This is a genomic window from Vibrio tritonius (assembly GCF_001547935.1).
Classification (GTDB): domain Bacteria; phylum Pseudomonadota; class Gammaproteobacteria; order Enterobacterales; family Vibrionaceae; genus Vibrio; species Vibrio tritonius.
On sequence record NZ_AP014635.1, the window covers coordinates 2,982,333 to 3,003,907 of the forward strand.

Sequence of the window (21,575 nt, forward strand, 5' to 3'; positions counted from 1 at the left end):
AATAAAAATCACATCACACAGATTGAAGCAAATTTGTTCCAAAACAAATAATTACTCGCACGCGAACAATTACTTAGTTTCACTCGCTTTGACTTGCTCCCAAAATCCGTCCAACTCAGAGAGAGAACACGCCTGCAGAGTTTTGTTATTGGCTCTGACATGCTGCTCAACACCCTGGAAGCGTCGAACGAATTTTTGGTTCGCTTTGCCCAGTGCGATTTCAGGGTCCTTACCCAAATGTCGCACCAAATTGACCGTTGCAAATAAAAGGTCACCCAGTTCCTCTTCAACCCTTTGCTCATTGATATCCACTTGCACCGCTTCTTCAACGACTTCGTCAATTTCTTCTTTGACCTTATCGACTACCGGCCCTAATGTATCCCAATCAAATCCATACTGACTGCATTTTTTCTGGATTTTATTGGCACGCGATAGCGCTGGCAATGAGACAGGAACACTATCTAAAATACTCTCTTCAACCACACCTTGCTGCTGTTTTTCTGCTTGTTTTTGCGCGGCCCAATTGGCATTCAATTCTTCTTGAGTAGTAAAGTTTTCATCACCGAACACATGAGGGTGACGACGCACTAGCTTCTCATTTACGCCCGCCACAACCTCATCAAAATCAAACAACCCTTTCTCTTGAGCCAGTTGACTGTAAAAAATCACTTGGAACAGAAGATCACCAAGCTCTTCTTTGAGGTTGCCCCAATCTTGCTTATGAATGGCATCCACAACTTCATATGTTTCTTCTATCGTATGCGGAATGATAGTCGAAAAGGTCTGTTTTTTATCCCAAGGACAGCCATTTTCTGGATCACGTAGCTGTTGCATGATCTGTTTAAGTTGCTCGATAGGTTGAGTCATTACTGTCTCCAAAAAATAAACGAGGTTGTCACTGTGAGTTTCAACCTCGTTTCAATGCTATTGCGATGCGCCACACTGGCGACGCCTTATCCTAATCGTTTTACTTGAATCACATCTTTGGTCGCTTCAATACGCTTCATTACGCGATCTAAAACTTCAGCACTACTTAATTCAAGTTCAAAGTCCATCACCGTCATCTGACGTTTAAAATCACTGCGGCTTTTCATGCTGGTAACTTTTACTTTTTCATTTGCCAATAACGTCGTCACGTCTTTTAGCAAACCACTACGCTCCATTGCTTCCACACGCAATGTCAGCAAGTAAGATCCAACAAAACCACGTCCCCATACGGTATCAATAATACGCTCTGGTGCATGATGACGTAGCTCAGCAAGCTGTTCACAATCACTACGATGCACTGAAATCCCGCGCCCTTGTGTGATGTAACCACGAATTTCATCGCCTGGAATCGGCTGACAACAGCGTGCTAAATGGGTCATCAAGTTATCGACGCCTTCCACCACTACAGCATCTTTATTTGGGGTAGCCCCGTGAGCAGGTTTATGCTCTTCTTGCTGAAGTTTTTCTAAGGCTAACTTGTCTTCTTCTTCCGCAGTTGGCTTATTCACTAACGCATTGATGTGATTAACTATTTGATTAATTCGCAAATCACCACTGCCCACACCAACAAACAGTTCATCTGTGGTATTCACATTGAATCGCTTAAGTGCATACTGCTCCGCGTCTTTCAGAGTGGCACCAATTTTAGCCAATTCTGTTTCCAGTATTTCACGTCCAGCTTCTAGGTTTTTCTCTCGGCTTTGCTTGCGGAACCAAGCATTAATTTTCGCCCGAGCACGACCTGAATGAACAAAACCTAGTGCTGGGTTTAACCAATCGCGTGATGGGTTTGGCTCGCGTGAGGTAATAATCTCAACTTGATCCCCCATCTGTAACTTATGAGTGAATGGAACAATGCGCCCAGCCACTTTGGCACCAATACAACGATGCCCTACTTCGGAGTGAATGTGATAAGCAAAATCCAATGGGGTTGAACCCATTGGCAAATCGACAACATCGCCACGCGGCGTAAAGGCATAAACGCGATCATCAAACACCTGACTGCGCAATTCATCCAGCATTTCGCCAGAATCAGACATCTCTTCTTGCCAATCAAGCAGCTTACGTAGCCAAGTAATTTTCTCATCGTAACCACTACGACCTGCACTGGTTCCTTCTTTATACTTCCAGTGAGCAGCGACACCAAGTTCAGACTCTTCGTGCATCTGCTTGGTACGGATTTGAATCTCGATGGTTTTACCTTCAGGCCCCAAAATTACCGTATGAATCGATTGATAACCATTCGGTTTAGGGTTAGCAACGTAATCGTCAAACTCACTCGGTAAGTGCTTGTATTTCGTGTGAACGATACCAAGAGCAGCGTAACAGTCTTGCAGTTTTTCAGCGATAATACGCACGGCTCGCACATCGAATAACTCATCAAATGCCAAGCTTTTCTTCTGCATTTTGCGCCAGATACTGTAAATGTGCTTCGGACGCCCACTCACCTCTGCTTTGATGTTGGAGGTTTTCATTTCTTGACGTAAATCGTCAACAAAATCTTTAATGTACTGTTCACGAACAATACGCCGTTCAGATAACTGCTTGGCGATCTGTTTGTAAGTATCGGGGTGCTGGTAACGGAAAGCGTAATCTTCGATTTCCCATTTGAGCTGACCAATGCCCAAACGATTCGCCAATGGCGCATAGATATTGGCACACTCTTTCGCTGCCGCTCGACGCACTTCATCTGGCTGATTTTTCACTTCACGCAAGTTACAGATACGTTCGGCCAACTTAATGACCACGCAGCGAAAATCGTCCACCATCGCCAATAGCATGCGACGTACGTTGTCAACTTGAGCAGACGCTTCAGTACCATGCAGAGTAACGTTCAACTGCCCAATCGCGGCCATTTCTTCAACACCACGAATCAGCTTAACAATCTCTTTGCCGTAAACTTCTTCAAGCTCTTCAAAATCTAGGATACCACTGGTGGCTATCGGCAATAGCAACGCGGATACGAGGGTCGCTTTATCCATTGAGAGAGTGATCAATATTTCGATCATTTCTCGACCACGCCACAGCAACATAGCCGCTTGAGAGTTTCCTTCAAGCAACTCTTCACACTGACGGTACACTTCCGTCAGTTTCGCTGCCACCTTGGGCTCTTGTTGCAAGCTAGCAATCCACGTTGCCAACTCAAACTGTTGATCTGGATTTAAGTGTGCGCTCCGTACCGCAACCATCGATATCGTCCTAAAGTCTGTTTACTGTTCAGCTGATGAGACACAGCCAATAAATATGAAGTTCATTGTTGCTAACGTTTTTTTACAAATAACGCCATCGATTCTAAATGGCTTGTGTGAGGGAACATATCTAGCATCCCCAAACGAGCTAATTCGTAACCTTGATTAAGCAAACTCTGGCTGTCACGAGCAAGCGTAGCAGGATTACACGATACATACACGACTTTGCTTGCAGAAAATGCGCCAAGTTGCTCGATAATACCTGCAGCACCAGCACGAGCAGGATCGAGTAAAATCTTATCGAATTTCTGCTCTGCCCACGCTTGAGTCGTCATATCTTCTTCTAAGTTAGCTTGGTAAAAAGAAACGTTTTTCAATTGGTTAATTTGGGCGTTATCGCTCGCTTTCAAGACCATATCATCAATCCCTTCAACGCCAACGACTTCATGAGCTAACTTAGCAAGCGGTAAACTGAAGTTGCCCAACCCACAAAAAAGGTCTAAAACTCGATCACTCGACTCAACATCTAACCAAGCAATCGCTTGCTCCACCATTTTCCGATTCACACTTTGATTCACTTGAATAAAGTTGGTCGGCAAAAATGGTACCGTTACACCGTTTTCATCATAATAAGGGTCGTCTCCCCACACCTTAACTAATTGATTAGTTTCAGGCATAAGATATAAAGTTAACGAGTTATCTTGTGCATAAGCTACTAATGCTGCGCGGTCTTTTTCAGCTAATGGTGCAAGATGACGCAGCACAATAACTGCCGTATTCGAACCACGAACCAATTCGAGATGACCTAACGTTTCTGGCTGTTGAAAGTCACTCAATAGCGTTTTAAGCGGGGCTAAATGATGATTCAATTTCGCATCTAACACAGGGCAATCCGTAACATTAACGATATTTTTACTTGCACGTTGGCGAAAGCCAAAATCAAGATGCTTAACCTTTTTATTCCACATCATGCTCATACGTGCACGACGGCGATACCCTTTATCTTCTGTGATTACTGGTTCAGAAAGCGTTAAGGTCTCACCGGAAAATTTACGCATCAATTGAGAAAGAGCTTGCTGTTTGTGTGCCACTTGCGCTGCACGTTGTAGATGTTGTAAATCACAACCGCCACATAACTGATAATGCGGGCAGAAAGGGTTAACTCGCTCTGGACTGGGCTCTAGCACTTTGATTAATTTACCACGTGCATACTTACTTTTAGATTCAGTCAGTTGCATCAACACTTGCTCTCCAGCAAGAGCGCCTTCAATAAATACGGGCTTTTTATTGAGAAACGCGATCCCCGCACCTTGATGGTCAAGCTTTTCTACCTTGATTGCTTGATGCTTTGTATCGATTGATGTTTTCTTTTTCGGTTGGAAAAAACGCGCCATGCTTACACTGCCTAAATCATTGTTATTTTTGCCGGGTTATCACTATTCTGCCTCTGGGTGATTGTCGAATACAGAGGAGTTGATTAAGCTAAACACTTATCGGATAACTTGGGCACTTCGAATGCCGGTTATTTTCCCATATCCACACCATAATGTTTAGACAATAATGATTCGATCCCGATATGGTTTGCGCGCACGCGTTATCACTCTAACCCTCGCCCCCACTTTAATCATAGGGCTATTACTGAGCGCTCTGTTCTCTTTTAACCGTTATCACGATTTAGAAACCCAAGTGATCAACGCCGGGGCAAGTATTATTGAACCACTTGCCATCGCCAGTGAAGATGCTCTGCGCAATGATAGTCGCGAATCGGCTCGACGAATCATCAGTTACGCCCATCGTAAAAACTCTAAGTTTGTGCGCAGTATTGCGATTTTTGATGCGAAGAATGAACTGTTTGTCACTTCGAACTTTCATCCCAATTTCGAAGAAATGATGTACCCGAGAGATAAACCGATTCCCGCCCTGAGCAGTTCGCAACTCGACGAAAACACTCTCATACTTCGCACCCCGATATTGGCCGAAAGTCGCTTGGTTGAAGGCAACTGGAACGAACCTAATGCACCTATTTTAGGTTACATAGCAATAGAACTCGATCTCACCTCATTACGGCTACAACAGTATCAAGAAATTTTTTCTGCTTGCTTGGTGTTGATTATGGGCTTAATCCTCTCTGGCGTTTTTGCATTTCGACTAATGCATGATGTCACCAAGCCTATCAGCCACATGAAAGATGTGGTGGATAGAATTCGTCGCGGCCACTTGGATGTGCGTATCGAAGGCACCATGCACGGTGAATTAGATGACCTAAAAAAAGGCATCAACGCCATGGCGATGTCCCTGTCGGAATACCATGTTGAGATGCAACACAGCATCGACCAAGCCACCTCAGATTTACGAGAAACATTAGAACAGCTCGAAATCCAAAACGTGGAATTGGATATTGCCAAAAAACGCGCCCAAGAGGCGGCTCGGGTTAAATCGGAGTTCTTGGCCAATATGTCCCATGAATTGCGCACACCTTTAAATGGTGTCATTGGCTTTACGCGCCAAATGCTCAAAACGCAATTAACCAATAGCCAACAAGATTACCTACAAACCATAGAGAAATCGGCGAACAACTTACTTAATATCATCAACGATATTTTGGACTTCTCCAAACTCGAAGCCGGTAAGTTAGCTCTAGAAAATATTCCATTTGAATTCCAAGACACCTTGGAAGAGGTGATTAACCTTCAAGCCACTAGCGCCCATGAAAAGGGGTTAGAAATCACCTTAAAAGTCGACTCGAAAATTCCTTCTGGGTTAGTGGGTGACCCACTGCGCATTCAGCAAATCTTGACCAACTTGATGGGTAACTCGATTAAATTTACTGAGCACGGCAACATTGATATCAGTGTGGAAATGCGCTCACAGCGAGAAGACACCATTGAGTTGCAATTTATGGTGCGAGATACCGGGATTGGTATTTCAGAACGTCAGCAAGCTCAGCTATTCCAAGCCTTTAGTCAGGCGGATGCCAGCATTTCCCGTCGTTATGGTGGTACTGGCCTTGGCTTAGTTATCACCCAGAAACTGGTCAGCCAAATGGGAGGGGAAATTAGTTTAACCAGCCGTTTACACCAAGGTTCCACATTCTGGTTCACCATTCGAGTTCATACCACTGATATGCCAATGAGTGACAGCTTGCTTGAAACGTCTGGTTTGGCTGATAAACAGTTACTTCTGATCGAGCCAAACATGCAAGCGGCCTCAATTGTCCAGCAAACACTGACCAGCACAGGTTTAAAAGTGACATACCGCTCCAGCATGCCAACTGAATCCGGACACTACGATTACGTGTTACTTAATCTATCACCAAGCAAAGAAGTGGATATTGTCGAGATAGAAACTTGGATTCACTCGGCGCTACAGATGTCATCGAATATTATCATCGGTACACCAAGTACTGAGCTGGCATTAGCTGACCAACTTATGCAGCGCTTTCCTGTTCAATGTATTACTAAGCCAATTGCTCGGAAAAAACTGTTGCAGACCCTATTGAGTCATCAGCCGCAAAGCGTCGAGGTGGTCGAGTTACCACCAATGCCTAACCAAGATAAATTGCCGTTAACTGTGATGGCGGTCGATGATAACCCAGCCAACTTAAAACTGATTACAGCCCTACTCCAAGAACGAGTGGAATCTGTCATCAGTTGCAAAAATGGCTTAGACGCAGTGAAAGAAGCGCAAGTACGTCACTTCGACATTATTTTGATGGACATTCAAATGCCGCATATGGATGGTGTTACTGCATGCAAAGAGATCAAAAAAATCGCGCTCAACTCACAAACACCAGTGGTAGCTGTCACCGCTCATGCCATGAGTGGCGAACGCGATCGTCTTCTTAAAGCAGGGATGGATGATTACCTGACCAAGCCGATTGAAGAGCACATCTTGCAGCAGGTATTGGTGCATTGGAATCCCCATGCTAGCACCGATGAAGTGCAAAAGCTGGAGCTACCAGCACCACAATCCTCACAAGAAACAGATTCCGTACCGGTGATGTATGAAGTGAATTCGGATTTGATTATTGATTGGCAAAACGCTTTACGCCAAGCGGCGAATAAACCCGACCTCGCTCACGAAATGTTACAGATGCTGGTTGATTACATACCGCAGGTCAATCAAGTCATTGAGCAAGCTCTCGAAGATGATCAATTCCCGGCAGAGGATCTGTTACACCATGTACATAAACTCCATGGTAGCTGTTCATACAGTGGTGTACCACGTTTGAAAAAAGTCTGCGCGACGCTAGAGCAAGCTCTACGCTCGGGAGCCACGGTTGCCGATGTCGAACCAGAATTGTTTGAGATGCAAGATGAAATGGAAAAAGTGATAGAGGCGGCTCGAGCGCATCTAACAGCCTAGATAGAAGGAAAGATTAGAAGCAAACAAGAGGTGGCGATGCCACCTCTTGTGTATTGTGAATTAGGCTTCTGCAATCACAGTTGCCATCGCATAATGTTTTTCATCTGATATTGAAAGATGCCAATAGCAAATACCACGCCTATCGGCGATTTCTTTTGCCACTCCAGACACCTGCAATAATGGCTTACCCAATTCATCATGAGTAATAGTGAAGTGCTGAAACGACACCCCCTGCGCAATGCCGGTCCCTAGCGCTTTGACTGCCGCTTCTTTCGCCGCAAAACGCTTCGCTAAAAAGCGTGCAGGCTGCTTGTGCTCAGCAAAAGCTGTCAGCTCTTGAGGCGTTAAAAGACGTTTAGCCAATGCGTCACCACTGCGACCAAGCACCTTTTCTATACGTTCAATTTCAGCGATGTCTGTTCCTAATCCAATAATCATAACCAGCTCTTAGCGACGAGCATCCAGCATCACCGCTTTCATGTCGGCAACGGCTTTTGCTAATCCATCAAACACCGCTCGCCCCATAATCGAGTGGCCAATGTTCAATTCATAGATTTCTGGCAATGCGGCTATTGCTGCTACGTTGTGGTACGTTAGGCCGTGACCCGCATTAACGGTAATACCAAGATCTGCAGCATAGCTTGCCGCAGCTGAGATTTTTTTCAGCTCAGCTTGTTGCTCGGATTCCGTTTCTGCATCCGAGTAATGACCAGTATGAAGTTCAATAAATGGAGCACCACACGCTTTCGCTGCATCTATTTGTTCACGGTCTGCATCAATAAACAGAGAAACACGAATGCCTGCTGAGGTTAGTTTTTCGGTTGCCGCTTTAACTTTGTCTAGTTGACCAAGAACGTCTAATCCACCTTCAGTGGTTAACTCTTCCCGTTTTTCAGGAACCAAACACACATACTCTGGTTTGGTTTGCAAAGCGATTTCAACCATTTCATCAGTCACAGCCATTTCAAGGTTCATGCGTGTTTGCAGTGTTTCACGCAGAATACGCACATCGCGATCGTTAATATGACGGCGGTCTTCGCGTAAATGAATGGTAATACCGTCCGCACCTGCACGCTCGGCAATTTCAGCTGCATGGACTGGATCGGGATATTTCGTACCACGTGCATTACGCAATGTCGCGATATGGTCGATATTCACACCTAATAAAATTGAGCTCATTTTCCTGTACTCCGTGCTCTGGGTAGAATGGCTTGTCTAAACAATTCTCGGCTCTTTAAAGGTCTACCACCGAGATAAGGTTTTAGGGCAATGCGCGTAAAACGCTTCGCCGCCTGTAATTGTTCTTTGGTCGTAAACCGCCGTTCACTAATAGCGATTAATTCATTTCCTACAAAGGTGAGATTATCCCGTCTGACCGAAGCAATAAAGCCCTTTTGTTCGCGATAGCGGTAGGTCATATCAGGATCAACTGGCTCACCAGTTCCGGCACAATGCAAAAAGTCTACCCCATACCCCATAGCCGATAACAGCGCTAACTCGAAGCGCCTTAGCGGCGGCTCTGGGTTATCCCACTGCACTAACTCCGTTAAAGCAAGCAAATAATCGTGGAATAAATCGGGATGAGGCACTTCTGGGGCTAACACTCTATCCACCAGCTCATTAACATACATGGCTGAGTAGAGGCTAATTCCGGTTAGAGGTAACCCAAGGCTTATTGGCTCTGCTTGGCGCAAGGTCTTCATAGATCCTTTACCAGACCATTTTAGAAGCAAGGGGGTAAAAGGTTGCAAAGCACCTTTGAGGTTAGAGCGTTTCGCTCGCGCCCCTTTTGCCATCAAACTAATGCGTCCATATTCTTCACTGAACACGTCGAGAATAAGGCTAGATTCACTGTAAGGGCGTCGATGCAAAACAAAGCAGCGTTGCAAACCGTCAGACATACTATTTCTATTCCAAATAAAACACCGTGACGGTCACAAGATAAGGTAGCCCTAAAAGCCAGGCTACCTTAGAAGAGAAGATGAAATTGCGTTATAGGTCGTCGATGTAACCAAGTGAACGCAGTGCACGTTCATCATCAGCCCAACCCGATTTCACTTTAACCCAAGTTTCCAAATAGACTTTACGGCCAAAGAGATCTTCCATATCCAAACGTGCCTCGCGACCAATCGTTTTGATCTTCTCACCTTTGGTACCAATCACCATTTTCTTCTGACCAGTACGTTCAACCAGAATCAAGGCATTGATATGGAACCCATCAGTATCTGGATTGTAGTCGAAGCGTTCAATTTCCACGGTGACAGAGTAAGGTAACTCTTCACCAGTAAAGCGCATTAACTTTTCACGAATAATCTCTGACGCCATAAAGCGTTGAGAACGGTCAGTCACATACTCTTCTGGGAAATGATGCACAGCCTTAGGCAAGTGATCACGAACATGCTTGCGCAGTACTTCGACATTTTTACCCAGCTTGGCAGAAATTGGCACGATATCAACAAAAGGATGGCGAGCAGCAAGCTCGTGCATGTGCAGCATCACATCATTTTTGTCTTTAACGTTATCCACTTTGTTCACACAAAGAACGATTGGAAAGTTAGCAGTCACTAACTTATTAAACACCATTTCGTCATCTGCAGACCAATGCGTCCCCTCAACAACAAACAAAACAAGGTTAACGTCACTTAGCGAACTGTTAGCAGCTCGGTTCATCAGGCGGTTAATTGCCCGTTTTTCTTCGATGTGAAGCCCAGGAGTATCCACGTAGATTGCTTGGAAATCACCATCAGTTTCTACACCCATTATACGGTGGCGAGTTGTTTGTGGTTTACGTGAGGTAATAGAAATCTTTTGCCCAAGAATATTATTCAAGAGCGTTGATTTACCTACGTTTGGACGCCCAACGATCGCAATAAAACCACAATGTTGGTTTTCCGGTAACGATGTTGGCTGAGGTTTTGACTCAAAAAATGCGTCAATATCAAATTCTTTATCAGACATTAATAAGTTGCTCTAACGCGGTTTCCGCAGCCGCTTGCTCTGCCTTGCGACGACTGGTGCCTTTACCGATAACAGGCTCTCCGACGCCCGCTACTTCACACGACACAGTAAATTCCTGATTGTGTGCCTCACCTTTGATGTTAGTTACAGTATAGACAGGAAGTGGCTTTCTTCTGCCCTGTAAAAACTCTTGTAGGCGAGTTTTTGGATCTTTCTGAGAAACACCCGGTTTGATAGAGTCCAAACGGCTTTGATACCAACTCAAAATAATGCCACGCACTACTTCTATGTCACTATCTAAATAAATCGCCCCGATTATCGCTTCTACAGCATCGGCCAAGATTGAATCACGACGGTAACCGCCACTTTTCAACTCGCCTGGACCTAATTTTAAGTAATCTCCTAGACCAAATTCACGGCCTAGCTCCGCTAAGGTATTACCACGTACCAAAGTCGCACGCATACGACTCATGTCACCTTCATTAACTTTAGGGAAACGATGGTAAAGATCATCAGCGATAACAAAACTTAAAATTGAATCGCCCAGAAACTCAAGACGTTCATTATGTTTTCCGTTGGCGCTGCGATGAGTCAGCGCCAAATTAATCAGCTCAGCCTGCTGAAAAACATAGCCGAGCTTCGTTTCTAATGTACTAATAGGAGAAGTCATACTCTCTCGATGTGTTATTTCTAGATAAATCTAGTCTAGTTAATGCCACCGATGCGGTTAAAACGCACACCAGTTGGTACCCACGTAGGTAGTGCACTATCAGGCGAACGATCAAAGACGAAACTGATCCAAATACCGACCGCTTTACCTACTAAGTTTTTCTCTGGCACAAAGCCCCAGAAACGGCTATCTGCGCTATTGTCACGGTTATCCCCCATCATAAAGTAATGACCTTCTGGAACAACCCATTCATTAACGCCGGCGCGAGGTTCATATGCACTGACTCTATCAGCCTGCATCGGATTGATCAAAATTTGATGCTTGACCTCGCCTAACTGTTCATCCAACTGCATCAATTGAGTATAACCTTGCGCAAAATCACTCTCATGCAAGTTCGTCAATGGAACGGGTTTACACTCTGATGTGCCTTTAGCTTGGATGCAAATTTGTTTCAAACTGCTATAACGAATCGTATCCCCTGGCAAACCAACAACACGCTTAATGTAATCAATACTAGGGTTTTTAGGGTAACGAAAAACAACAATATCACCACGTTTTGGCTCGCTCGTTGGTATTAACGTTTTGTGCCAAACAGGATCTTTTAAGCCATACGCGTATTTTTCCACCACGATAAAATCACCAACTAACAAGGTTGGCATCATAGAGCCTGACGGAATTTGAAACGGTTCAAAAATAAAAGAACGTAGAATCAATACAAATGCGATAACAGGAAATATAGAGACCGCATTTTCTACCCACCAAGGCTGTGGATCGATTTTTTTAGACAACTCAGGATCGATACCATTGGTTTCTGTTTGTAAGTCGGTCAATTTTTGCTGACGCTTCTTCGCCCAAACAAGTTTCTCTAACACCCAAACCACACCAGTGACTAAGGTAAGAATTACCAAAAAGAGTGAAAATGTATTGGCCATCGAATTCCCTTATCTAAAAATACGAAAGTGAAAGGGCCGAAACCCTTTCACTTGAGATGGTGATACTAACGCAGTAAAGCAACCAAAAATTACTTATCGCCTACGTGCAGAATGGCTAAGAACGCTTCTTGTGGTAATTCTACGTTACCAATCTGTTTCATGCGTTTTTTACCTTCTTTCTGTTTCTTCAACAGTTTTTTCTTACGACTAACGTCACCGCCATAACATTTTGCCAATACGTTCTTACGTAATTGTTTCACCGTTGAACGAGCAATAATGTGGTTACCGATGGCCGCTTGAATCGCGATATCGAACATTTGGCGAGGAATGAACTCTTTCATCTTCTCAACCAATAGACGACCACGCGTTTGTGATTGGTCTTTATGCGTGATAATAGCAAGAGCATCGACACGCTCACCATTAAGGAGAACGTCAACACGAACCATATCTGATGTTTCAAAACGTTGGAAACCGTAATCCAAAGAAGCATAACCACGAGAGGTTGATTTCAAACGGTCGAAGAAGTCTAGAACCACTTCAGCCATCGGAATATCGTAAGTCAGCGCAACTTGGTTACCGTGGTAAACCATGTCATGTTGCACACCGCGCTTCTCAACACATAACGTAATAACGTTGCCCAAGTAATCAGCAGGAACAAGGATATTACAACGAGCGATAGGCTCACGAACTTCCTCAATGTCATTCACAGCTGGAAGTTTCGCTGGACTATCAACGTAAATCACTTCGCCGTCAGTTTTCTCAACTTCGTAAACTACGGTTGGCGCTGTGGTGATAAGGTCTAGGTCGTATTCACGCTCTAACCGTTCTTGGATAATTTCCATGTGCAGCATTCCCAAGAAGCCACAACGGAAACCAAAACCAAGCGCTGCTGATGTTTCTGGCTCATAGAACAATGACGCATCGTTCAGAGACAATTTACCCAACGCATCACGGAAGTTTTCATAATCATCAGATGATACAGGGAACAGACCAGCATAAACCTGAGGCTTCACTTTTTTAAAGCCCGGTAGTGGTTTTTCACAACCATTTTTCGATAACGTGAGCGTATCACCCACTGGCGCACCAAGAATATCCTTGATACCACATACAACCCAGCCCACTTCACCGGTGTCTAGTTCATTGGTATCGACTTGTTTTGGCGTAAAGATACCAAGACGGTCAACACCCCAAACTTGGCCAGTACTCATCACTTTGATCTTGTCGTTTTTCTTCAGCTTACCGTTTTTAATACGCACCAAAGATACAACACCAAGGTAGTTATCAAACCATGAGTCAATGATAAGCGCTTGAAGAGGCGCATCCGGATCGCCTTCTGGCGCAGGAATTGTGCGGACAATCTCTTCTAATACTTCATCGACACCAACCCCAGTCTTCGCTGAACAGCGCACAGCTTCCATCGCGTCAATACCCACGATGTCTTCAATTTCTTCAGCTACACGCTCAGGTTCTGCTGCAGGAAGGTCAATTTTATTCAGGATAGGAACCACTTCCAAATCCATCTCAATCGCGGTGTAACAGTTAGCCAGTGTTTGAGCTTCAACACCTTGGCCTGCGTCAACTACCAACAATGCCCCTTCACACGCAGCAAGAGAACGAGACACTTCGTATGAAAAGTCAACGTGTCCTGGAGTATCGATAAAGTTTAACTGATAGGTTTCGCCATCTTTTGCTTTGTAATCGAGAGTCACACTCTGAGCTTTGATGGTAATGCCACGCTCACGTTCAAGATCCATAGAATCGAGAACCTGTGCTGCCATTTCACGGTCGCTCAATCCACCACAGACTTGGATTAAACGGTCAGATAAAGTCGACTTACCATGGTCGATATGCGCGATGATCGAAAAGTTACGAATGTGCTTCATAGATTTGGGATGACTAAGCTCTTTAAAATTAAGACAATAGAATGCCGCCTATGGCGGCATTTCATTCAAGTTGGGCGATTCTAACCAATTTCGCTTGGGTTCGCACCTTATTTAAACAATAGGCTCTCCCAGCACTCTAAGCAAAATAACCTCTTGCTGAGAACGTTGTTCAAGACGAGGGGATAAGAACTTCGCCAATGCGATGCCCAATAAAATAAATAAAAAAGAGCAGGCGATGACGATGCCTTCACCCATATTTAAAGCAGGTGCAAGCCATTGGTTGGCAATCCAAGCACCCAAAATCATCATAAACAGAGGAACCAAATACACCAAAGCTGCCGACTGCAGCAGGCTTTTTTCAGGAAAGCCTATCTCAACCACTTGCCCTTGATGGACAGATTTTGACGTATTTAAGGTCCATAACAACGCTTTTTTACCGATAGCTTTGGATACAATGCCGGTTCCACAACTTTTCGATGAAGAACAGCTGCTGCAACTGGTTGTTTGCTCACAACTTAATTGAATCTCATATCCCTGTGATTGAGGACTTACCTGCATCACAGTCGCTAATGCGGTCATCATGGCTATTTGGCTCCTTGCGGATTGAACCGAACAGATTGCGCGACTCGTTGAGCCGTTTGTGGGGGAATATCACCCACGACAGAAATCTCATTCGTACCTTCCACATAACTTTGCACCGTACGACGACCTTGTCTAATCAATTGGTTTTTAAGCGAATTATTATCACGCTCAGAAACATAGACAGAAAAACTAAATAGGCCATCAGAGAACATTTGACTCTCCACTAAACGGTCAGTAATCGCCATTCTATAACGATTAATTTCCATCGCTTTGAATCCATCAGGCACCCATTCTACAGACCAATGGGCCTGTTTGATATTCCCTTTAGGGATAGATAATACCTCTGGCAGTTGAACACTGTTCAACCCTGACATTAACTGCGCCAATTTATCATTGAGCGAATAAGAGATCGTACGGTATTGCTCGAGCACCTCACCATCCCTATCAACCAAATCTGCTCTCAAGGGTAAATCACTGTGTTCATCCACCCAGAGCACATAGGAGTAACGCAACCCATCTTTAGGTACGATACGCAAAACTTGGCATGGCGCTCCCGCCTCGCGAGCGCGACCGATTTTGACGAAATCATAGTATTTACCAATTTGGTCTACATCGCTATTCAACATAGGAATCAATGGCGCAACCATGTTGCTCGACTCAATCGTGAAGGGCTCTACACCTGGTTCGATATAACTGACTTCATCCCCACGACGAATCACTTCACGCACCGGCCCACTCAAGTAAACCAGATGAGCAAATTGCTGATCTTTTTCACGGGCGTGGCGATACAGGATAGGTTCAATACTATTTTTCTTAATCAGGATATAAGAAAGCTCATAATTGAGTTGCTGACTTGCTTTGTTCATTTGATGCAACAACGCCTCTGCAGAAGGCTCTTCTGCAAAGGCAACTGGTGTATTCAAACTGAACAGCATCAGCGTACTGATCAGAAATTTCTTCATTCAACTACCGGTTCAATTGGGTCATTTTGAGTTGTTGCAGCATTACCTTCACTATTCAACCGCAATTGCAGCTCATAGTCTTGCAGCAGTGCATTAACGCGACGACGTTGCTCTTGTAGATTCGCTTCATGACTTTGCTTTTGCACAGAGTCCCGGGTCAAACTTACAGGCTCAGCCGTTCCAGATAGAGGGATTGTTTGTAAAACTGGAATCTGGTCATCTTGTGACTGTGCGCCTGGCGCATGATTGCCATTTCCGTATTGTTGAACTCCAAGAATCACCACAAACGAGACACAAGCGGCCACTGCAACTTGGCCTAATTGAGATAGCCATGCAGGCATCTGCCGACGAGCTTTTGCCGGCACGGGTTGTTCTTCCACCGTTAACGGTGTTTCCGCAACCACTCTTAACGGAGCCGTTGCGTTAGTGTTATGCACTGGTTCATTTTCCAGAGCAAGAGCGACACTTTCAGCAATATTCCACTCAGGTCTTTCTGGAGCATCCCCGCGCAGCACATCACCAATAAGATGATAATGTTCCCACGCCTCAAGACCTTCTTGATCGTCGACTAATTCTTGAATTAGTACTTTATCGATCAATTCTCCATCCATGAGAGCTGAAAGTTTTTCTTTGTCAGCCATTCTTTTCACCATAAATAGTTACTAACACTAGCGTTAGAGCAGAGGATTAATTCTCTTTTCCACCGCTTCTCTAGCACGGAAGATACGAGAACGTACAGTACCAACAGGGCAATCCATTACCTGTGCGATTTCCTCGTAACTCAAGCCATCTAGCTCGCGCAACGTCATCGCGGTTTTCAAATCTTCAGGCAATGCTTCAATCGCCCCGAACACTGCCGCTTTCAATTCTTTGGACAACGTTAAGTTTTCAGGGTTCGATATTTCTTTAAGGGCATTACCCGTTTCATAAAATTCAGCTTCTTCAGCATCAACATCGCTAGCCGGCGGTCGGCGACTTTGGGCAACAATATGATTTTTAGCAGTATTAACAGCAATACGATATAGCCATGTGTAAAACGCACTCTCTCCGCGGAAAGTAGGAATCGCACGATACGCTTTGATAAACGCTTCTTGTGCTACATCAGCCACATCGCCGGAATTGCTCACATACCTAGAAATAAGGTTGCAGACTTTGTTCTGATATCTCAGTACCAGAAGGTTAAAAGCTTGCTTATCTCCGTTCTGAACTCGCTCAATCAATATCTGATCGGTTAGCTGCTCGTTCATTCGAGCGGTTACTCCTATTGTTATATCCCCCTACCTTCTCAGATATGGGCATTAATTGTGCAGAATGTTCTATTCGACACCACTGCTTACATGAGCACTATTGTGACTCTCAGGCTGAGAAAAAGTTCAATTCTCTGTGAAATTTTTACCAATATGAATTGGTAATGTGACGTAATCTAGGTTTGCATAAAAACAGCTTAAGATATTGAAGAAGTCACTGTAAAAACACAATAGCATTTACTCAAGTAATGTATTCCTTTACGACTCAGGGCCTGAAATCACATTAACTCATAAGAGTTTGAGGAATACTTTCACCATCAACTTTCGTTCAGGAATGGAATTAGTATGAACACCAATCGGGAACACCAGTGTGACGTACTTGTTGTGGGCAGTGGCGCAGCAGGTCTCTCCCTAGCGCTACGCGTCGCCAAAAACTGTCGCGTGATCGTCCTCAGTAAAGGACCTCTCAGCGAAGGATCGACCTATTATGCTCAAGGCGGAATCGCCGCAGTTTTTGACGAGTCTGACAGTATCGATTCACATGTGCAAGATACCTTAATTGCGGGAGCGGGAATCTGCAACGTGAAAACGGTGCGCTTTATCGCTGAACATGCCAAAGAATGCGTGCAATGGTTAATTGATGGCGGTGTTCCTTTCGACCGAATTGAAGATCAAGAAGAGGGTGAACCACGCTATCATCTGACTCGAGAAGGCGGCCACAGTCATCGTCGCATTCTTCACGCAGCGGATGCGACTGGCATGGCGATGCAATCCTCATTACAGGAAAACGTAAAAAATCAGCCTAACATCAAATTGCTAGAACGGCATAACGCTCTTGATCTCATTACCGAATTAGACCAAGTAACGCAGCAGAAAAAAGTCGTTGGCGCTTATGTGTGGAACCGAAATGACGAACACGTCGAAACGGTTAGAGCGAAATTTGTCGTTTTAGCCACTGGCGGGTCGTCCAAAGTGTACCAATACACGTCCAACCCCGACATTTCTTCTGGCGATGGGATTGCAATGGCTTGGCGAGCAGGCTGCAAGGTCGCTAACCTTGAATTTAACCAATTTCACCCAACCTGCCTTTATCATCCCGACGCCCGAAATTTCTTGTTAACCGAAGCATTACGAGGTGAAGGCGCTTATTTAAAACGTCCCGACGGTTCTCGCTTTATGCCTGATTTTGATGAACGAGCAGAATTAGCTCCTCGAGATGTTGTCGCGCGTGCCATCGACTTCGAAATGAAGCGACTGGGGGCCGATTGTATGTACCTTGATATCACACACAAACCAGCCGATTTTGTCATGAAACATTTTCCAACTATTTATGCCCGCTTAATGGATATTGGTATCGATATGACGAAAGAGCCAATCCCGATAGTCCCAGCGGCGCACTATACCTGTGGTGGCGTGGTGGTGGATCATCAAGGTTGTACGGATATTGAACATTTGTACGCGATTGGCGAGGTAAGCTATACAGGTCTGCATGGTGCCAACCGTATGGCGTCGAATTCTTTATTAGAATGCGTTGTCTACGCTTGGTCTGCGGCGAAACACATTCTGAGTAAAAACAAATCCGTTTCCATGCCTTCTAGCCTGCCAAGTTGGGACGAAAGCCAAGTCACTTGTTCCGACGAGGAGGTGGTTTTGCAACATAACTGGCATGAGCTCAGGCTATTTATGTGGGATTACATGGGAATAGTCAGAACAGATAAAAGACTTGAGCGCGCTTTACGCCGCATCCAACTGCTTCAACAAGAAACTCACGAGTATTACAGTAACTTTAGAGTATCCAACAATTTAATAGAGCTAAGGAACCTACTCCAAGTAGCTGAGTTAATGGTGCGCTGTGCCATGCTACGTAAAGAGAGCCGAGGGTTACACTACACCTTAGATTATCCAGAACAACTTGAACACAGTGGACCAACCATATTAACCCCACCCTTAAATGACTGAACTGCGATAGAAAAAAGCCTGATATTTCACAGCACATCACATGCAAGGCTAATGATGAAAACGAGAACTCTGCTGTTCTCGTTTTAATTGCATGATCAATTGCCGGTACACACTTTCATCACAGCTATCTCGCCATAACAACCGATATTGCCCTCGAGCTGAAAATAAAATGAAATAATGAGCATAAATTAACGAGACCCGAGAATATGATTCTCGGGACGAGGTGATAATTTCTTTTGATTCAGTATCGATGTCTACATCACCAACTAGGGCAGTTGGCGTCACACCGAAAGAAGAACAGTATCGCCATAAAATGCCCACCAAGGACATACTCATGACTAACGGGATGTCACTAACAACCATCCCCCACAATACCAATTGAAAAACAGCAATCGATGTTGCGAGGGCATGAAAAGAGATGTGGAGTGTAAGCCTAACGCGTCTTACTGAGGTTATAGGCAACAATCTTATCAACCATAGCGGCATGGCTTAAATTTTCAGAGCGCCCATGGCGCATCACCCACTTAAACAGATCAGGGTCATCACACTCAAGCAAAGAGACAAAATTCTGTTGTTCTGTTTCACTTAGGTTATCGAAACATTCTTCGAAGAACGGCATGATGACAACATCTAGCTCTAGCATGCCACGGCGACATGCCCATTTGATACGAGCTTTTTCTTCTGTGGTATACATGGTTTCCCTCACTTAATCATTATTCTTTACAACGAGTTTACCAACTCATTTGCATCACAACCATTAACTAAATCAAAGAGTCTGTACGGGCTGACAAAAAACTTCAACCAGATTACCATATAGGAAATTCGTCACTTAGGTGAATAACATGGATTGGAAAAATCAATTTTCTCCGCTCGGCGTCACAACCAGCGACACTCTGCCTGATTTAATGCTCTCATATTTGGGATCTTGGAGCGCTATCAACATGATAGGTCAAGATAAGAAGAGCTATTTACAAGGCCAAGTCACTTGCAACGTCGTTACGTTGACCAATGAACAATCGACTCTTGGTGCTCACTGTGATGCGAAAGGTAAAGTATGGTCAGTTTTTCGTCTGTTTCATCACAATGATGGCTATGCCCTATTCCAGCCAGCATCAGCCATCGAGGTTGAGTTAGCTGAACTAAAAAAATACGCCATCTTCTCCAAAGTTGAGATTACCGCTAGCCAAGATATTGCATTAGGTATCATGGGTGATAGCGCGCAAAGTTGGGTTGATTCCCTATCAGATAGCCGTGCCGATGTAAGACCCATTACTGGCGGAAGTGCCGTAAAAATTTCCGATAAACGTTGGTTGCTACTGGTAAACCAAGACCAAGCAGAAATAATCACGAATGCATTTACTGCGGCGAAAGTGACAGAAGCCACTTGGACACGTTTTGATATTGAAGAAGCACTGCCTATCGTAACGGCTCAAGCTCAAAACGAACATATTCCGCAAGCTCTGAATCTACAAGCGGTAAATGGCATTTGCTTTACCAAAGGATGTTACACCGGTCAAGAAACGGTAGCTCGTGCCAAATATCGCGGTATTAACAAACGTGAAATGGCCATCGTAAAAGGCAACCTCATTTCTGCGCTACCGGAAGATGAGCCTATCACTTTGGAACGCTCTGTTGGCGATAACTGGCGAACAGCAGGCACCTTACTGGCTCATTATTCGTTTACTGACAAAATAGCTACCGGATTAGTCGTGCTACCTAACAACCTGGAAGCAGATACAGAGCTGCGCATTGCATCTCAACCAGAAACACGCTGGACAATCCAACCTTTACCATACTCTTTAGAAGAAGATGAATAACGCCCTTAATACACCGCTAATTCAGTTCTTAGAAAAGCAGCAAGTGAGCTATCGCTTGCTGCACCATCAAAAGCCCGCAACGACCATAGAAGAAGCCGCAGCCGAACGTGGAATAGCACCACACCAAATGGTGAAATGTATCTTGCTGAGAGACATGTCTGATCGGTACGCGCTCGCCTGTACTTCTGGTGATACTCAAGTCGATCCTAAAAAAGTACGTTCAATATTACAGTGGCGCAGAATGACCTGTGTAAGTATTGATCATGTGAAAGAAATCACTGGTTATGAAATAGGTACCGTTACGCCATTAAACCTTAAAACCGAAATGCCTATCTTATTCGATCACAGCATAATAAGTCAGAATGAGGTAACTATTAGTAGCGGGTCGAAAATGGCAGGGATTGCATTAGCAATATCAGATTTACTATTCCTATCTAACCCATTGATTAATAATATTCAAAGATCATAAAAACAACTAATGCAATCCATTACAAACAACTGTGATAAAGATCAAATTTAGCAACATTTATCCATGAATAGCTAATCACCATGAAAACATAAATAGTCACGGAGTTTTTTTTAGGATAATCTCCAGTTGTTGGTTAATGTTCAGACACATAATGTAACGACATTATTCAACGAAAAAGTGAATCCACTGATTGTTTCAGTACATCCACTTTTTGTGTAATGCATCTGTGACTATTGGCCCGCATATTTGCGGGCTTTTTTTTTAAAGTTAACTGCCGCATTACATTTTTACCGAGAGATACTCTATTCTTACAAACGTCATAAACCTTTGTTTCAATGACCCACCAAAATCCTAATAACGAAATACATACGTAAGTTGGCAACAATCTTGCATAGGTAACAATATCTCCTAACGCAATAAGGAATTGCAAAAAGTGTCTATAACAGCACATTTTGCTGAAAAATAGATTTTATACCGGAGATATATCTGCACTTGTCACACAAAAATTCACCAAGTTCAGATAAGCTTGCCTAGCAAATAAAAACAGAAGGACTT

The 21,575-nt window shown here is 44.2% G+C and carries 19 protein-coding genes; 4 read left to right on the forward strand and 15 right to left on the reverse strand.

Annotation, left to right across the window (positions count from 1 at the left end; translation table 11 throughout):
• Window positions 1–69: 69 nt before the first annotated feature.
• The 3 genes from mazG to rlmD all read right to left on the reverse strand — a co-directional run bounded on the left by mazG (window position 70) and on the right by rlmD (window position 4,570).
• Window positions 70–867: a nucleoside triphosphate pyrophosphohydrolase gene (mazG, locus tag JCM16456_RS13170; RefSeq protein ID WP_068715070.1), complete on the reverse strand. Its 798-nt coding sequence runs from the start codon at window positions 865–867 to the stop codon at window positions 70–72.
• A gap of 86 nt (window positions 868–953) precedes the next feature.
• On the reverse strand, window positions 954–3,176 hold the full coding sequence (gene relA / locus JCM16456_RS13175; protein ID WP_068715072.1) for a GTP diphosphokinase: 2,223 nt from the start codon (window positions 3,174–3,176) through the stop codon (window positions 954–956).
• A 71-nt stretch (window positions 3,177–3,247) separates the two neighbouring features.
• A complete protein-coding gene (gene rlmD / locus JCM16456_RS13180) occupies window positions 3,248–4,570 on the reverse strand; it encodes a 23S rRNA (uracil(1939)-C(5))-methyltransferase RlmD (RefSeq protein WP_068715074.1) in 1,323 nt (440 codons plus the stop codon).
• 166 nt (window positions 4,571–4,736) lie between these two features.
• On the opposite strand from rlmD, the gene barA reads away from it, so the two are divergent.
• Complete coding sequence (gene barA, locus JCM16456_RS13185; protein WP_068715076.1) at window positions 4,737–7,541, forward strand: two-component sensor histidine kinase BarA; 2,805 nt, start codon at window positions 4,737–4,739, stop codon at window positions 7,539–7,541.
• 60 nt (window positions 7,542–7,601) lie between these two features.
• Here barA and acpS read toward each other — a convergent pair whose 3' ends face one another.
• The 11 genes from acpS to rpoE all read right to left on the reverse strand — a co-directional run bounded on the left by acpS (window position 7,602) and on the right by rpoE (window position 16,775).
• Window positions 7,602–7,979, reverse strand: a complete 378-nt coding sequence (acpS, locus tag JCM16456_RS13190; RefSeq protein ID WP_068715078.1) for a holo-ACP synthase — start codon at window positions 7,977–7,979, stop codon at window positions 7,602–7,604.
• A gap of 9 nt (window positions 7,980–7,988) precedes the next feature.
• Window positions 7,989–8,720, reverse strand: a complete 732-nt coding sequence (pdxJ, locus tag JCM16456_RS13195; RefSeq protein WP_068715080.1) for a pyridoxine 5'-phosphate synthase — start codon at window positions 8,718–8,720, stop codon at window positions 7,989–7,991.
• Window positions 8,717–9,442 (reverse strand): DNA repair protein RecO, encoded by a 726-nt coding sequence (recO, locus tag JCM16456_RS13200; RefSeq protein WP_068715082.1) that lies wholly within the window; start codon window positions 9,440–9,442, stop codon window positions 8,717–8,719. The genes pdxJ and recO overlap by 4 nt, the downstream gene beginning before the upstream one ends.
• A gap of 91 nt (window positions 9,443–9,533) precedes the next feature.
• Entirely contained in the window at window positions 9,534–10,499 is a 966-nt protein-coding gene (gene era, locus JCM16456_RS13205) for a GTPase Era (protein WP_068715084.1), read from the reverse strand.
• Window positions 10,492–11,169 carry a ribonuclease III gene (gene rnc / locus JCM16456_RS13210; RefSeq protein ID WP_068715086.1) on the reverse strand — a complete coding sequence of 226 codons (678 nt, stop codon included), beginning with the start codon at window positions 11,167–11,169 and terminating at the stop codon, window positions 10,492–10,494. The genes era and rnc overlap by 8 nt, the downstream gene beginning before the upstream one ends.
• 35 nt (window positions 11,170–11,204) lie before the next feature.
• Window positions 11,205–12,101, reverse strand: coding sequence for a signal peptidase I (lepB, locus tag JCM16456_RS13215; RefSeq protein WP_068715088.1), 897 nt, complete (start codon window positions 12,099–12,101; stop codon window positions 11,205–11,207).
• Window positions 12,102–12,190: 89 nt separating this feature from the next.
• Window positions 12,191–13,984 (reverse strand): translation elongation factor 4, encoded by a 1,794-nt coding sequence (gene lepA / locus JCM16456_RS13220; protein WP_068715090.1) that lies wholly within the window; start codon window positions 13,982–13,984, stop codon window positions 12,191–12,193.
• A gap of 111 nt (window positions 13,985–14,095) precedes the next feature.
• Window positions 14,096–14,566 (reverse strand): SoxR reducing system RseC family protein, encoded by a 471-nt coding sequence (locus tag JCM16456_RS13225; RefSeq protein WP_068715092.1) that lies wholly within the window; start codon window positions 14,564–14,566, stop codon window positions 14,096–14,098.
• Window positions 14,567–14,568: 2 nt separating this feature from the next.
• On the reverse strand, window positions 14,569–15,528 hold the full coding sequence (gene rseB / locus JCM16456_RS13230) for a sigma-E factor regulatory protein RseB (RefSeq protein WP_068715094.1): 960 nt from the start codon (window positions 15,526–15,528) through the stop codon (window positions 14,569–14,571).
• The gene (locus JCM16456_RS13235; protein ID WP_068715096.1) at window positions 15,525–16,169 is read right to left on the reverse strand and encodes an RseA family anti-sigma factor; all 645 of its coding nucleotides are present in this window, start codon (window positions 16,167–16,169) and stop codon (window positions 15,525–15,527) included. The genes rseB and JCM16456_RS13235 overlap by 4 nt, the downstream gene beginning before the upstream one ends.
• Before the next feature lie 33 nt (window positions 16,170–16,202).
• A complete protein-coding gene (rpoE, locus tag JCM16456_RS13240) occupies window positions 16,203–16,775 on the reverse strand; it encodes an RNA polymerase sigma factor RpoE (protein ID WP_068715097.1) in 573 nt (190 codons plus the stop codon).
• Between the two features lie 345 nt (window positions 16,776–17,120).
• Here rpoE and nadB point away from each other — a divergent pair, with 345 nt between their 5' ends.
• Window positions 17,121–18,734, forward strand: a complete 1,614-nt coding sequence (gene nadB, locus JCM16456_RS13245; RefSeq protein ID WP_068715099.1) for an L-aspartate oxidase — start codon at window positions 17,121–17,123, stop codon at window positions 18,732–18,734.
• Between the two features lie 433 nt (window positions 18,735–19,167).
• Here nadB and JCM16456_RS13255 read toward each other — a convergent pair whose 3' ends face one another.
• A complete protein-coding gene (locus JCM16456_RS13255; protein ID WP_068715103.1) occupies window positions 19,168–19,428 on the reverse strand; it encodes an FAD assembly factor SdhE in 261 nt (86 codons plus the stop codon).
• Window positions 19,429–19,576: 148 nt separating this feature from the next.
• On the opposite strand from JCM16456_RS13255, the gene ygfZ reads away from it, so the two are divergent.
• Both ygfZ and JCM16456_RS13265 read left to right on the forward strand, forming a co-directional pair.
• Window positions 19,577–20,551 carry a tRNA-modifying protein YgfZ gene (gene ygfZ / locus JCM16456_RS13260; RefSeq protein ID WP_068715105.1) on the forward strand — a complete coding sequence of 325 codons (975 nt, stop codon included), beginning with the start codon at window positions 19,577–19,579 and terminating at the stop codon, window positions 20,549–20,551.
• Complete coding sequence (locus JCM16456_RS13265; RefSeq protein ID WP_068715107.1) at window positions 20,544–21,020, forward strand: aminoacyl-tRNA deacylase; 477 nt, start codon at window positions 20,544–20,546, stop codon at window positions 21,018–21,020. Before ygfZ ends, JCM16456_RS13265 begins: the two co-directional genes overlap by 8 nt.
• Window positions 21,021–21,575: the final 555 nt, after the last annotated feature.